This window comes from Acidiplasma cupricumulans (genome assembly GCF_001402935.1).
In the GTDB taxonomy this organism is placed as follows: Archaea; Thermoplasmatota; Thermoplasmata; order Thermoplasmatales; family Thermoplasmataceae; genus Acidiplasma; species Acidiplasma aeolicum.
Map to the genome: position 1 here is coordinate 1 of NZ_LKBH01000155.1, position 1,465 is coordinate 1,465.

At 36.0% G+C, this 1,465-nt stretch carries 1 protein-coding gene; it reads left to right on the forward strand.

What is annotated here, in order from left to right; translation table 11 throughout:
* Nucleotides 1-20: 20 nt before the first annotated feature.
* On the forward strand, nt 21-1,451 hold the full coding sequence (locus AOG55_RS04465; protein WP_055040954.1) for a gamma-glutamyltransferase family protein: 1,431 nt from the start codon (nt 21-23) through the stop codon (nt 1,449-1,451).
* The last annotated feature ends 14 nt before the right edge of the window (nt 1,452-1,465 follow it).

Here is a 1,465-nt window from a genome sequence, read left to right on the forward strand (position 1 = left end):
ATAATTAAAAATGATATTTCATGAAAAAATATGCTGTGGCGTCAAGCCACCCACTCAGTACAATTGCAGGTGAGGAGGCCCTATCTAAAGGTGGAAATGCCTACGATGCACTGCTTGCGACAAGTGCTGCATTAACTGTTGTTCAACCACATCTGAACGGCCTTGGTGGTGATTTTTTTGCGACAGTTAAGGATGGTAATTATTACTGCATAAATGCCAGCGGTTATGCTGCAGCCCTTGCAGATATCGATTTTTTCAGGTCAAAGGGTTATTCTAAAATTTCGGAGAGGGGGATATATTCATCCTTTTCAATACCAGGACTTGTTTCTGCATGGAAATTAATAGAGAAAAAGGCAAACCTTACCCTCAAAGAAAATTTTTCAAGGGCAATAGGTTATGCAAAAAATGGTTTTAAGAAGAGCAACAAGCTTAAAAAGGCCATAGATTCATTTACCCATGGTGATTCAGATTTCAATTCAATATATAAAAAATCAGGGGATATTTTATATCAAAAGGATCTGGGAAAAACACTTGAAACCCTTGCAAATGATGGTCTGGACTCCTTTTATCATGGTGATATAGCCAGAAAGATTAATGATGATATGGTATCAAAGGGCGGGCTTATTAGGTTCAACGACCTTGATAATTTTAGTCCGGAAATAAGGGAACCGCTCACTGTAAAATACAGGGACTTTAAAATATATACCAATCCACCGGTTAGCCAAGGGCTTACAGAAATAGTATGGTTTAATCAATTAAATAACTATGAATTAAATTCTATGAATAAGGAGGATTACTATGATACCCTGATAAAAACCATGATGGATGCATATAAATACAGGCCAGAGTATATTTATGACGGATCAGTTATAGATGACAGTATATTTTCAAATGTACCGAAAACAAATTTCAATGGCAAGAATAACCATTTATCAGATACAACGGCGTTCTCAATATTTGATGGGGAAATAGAGATAAGCGCAATTCAGAGCAACTTCATGGGTTTTGGTTCAGGCCATACGATTCATGGAACCGGAATAAACATGAATAACCGTGGATCATACTTTACCCTTGATGCAAACCATAAAAATGCCCTTAAACCGCATAAAAAAACATTTCATACATTAATGAGCACAATAGCAACCGGAAAGTTTGACATAATTTTTGGTTCAATGGGTGGTGACGTACAGCCACAGATCAATGTTCAGGTCCTGTCCAGAATAATAGACCTTAACTATAATATACAGGATGCAATAAGCCATCCCAGATTTGCCTATCCAGCAAGCATATATAATAATGCTGATATATTTTATGAGAAATCACTTAATTTAAAAAAATATAAAATGGTTAATGATTTAAATGACATGATGGGGCATGCACAGGGTATTTTATATGATGGAAACGTGCATACCGGATTTGATCCGCGTGGTGATGCCTTTGAAATAATATAAATTTTAATGTTGTA

Excerpts from the sequence above, each read along its gene's own strand:
- AOG55_RS04465 (WP_055040954.1), top strand. The coding sequence starts at position 21 with ATGAAAAAATATGCTGTGGCGTCAAGCCACCCACTCAGTACAATTGCA.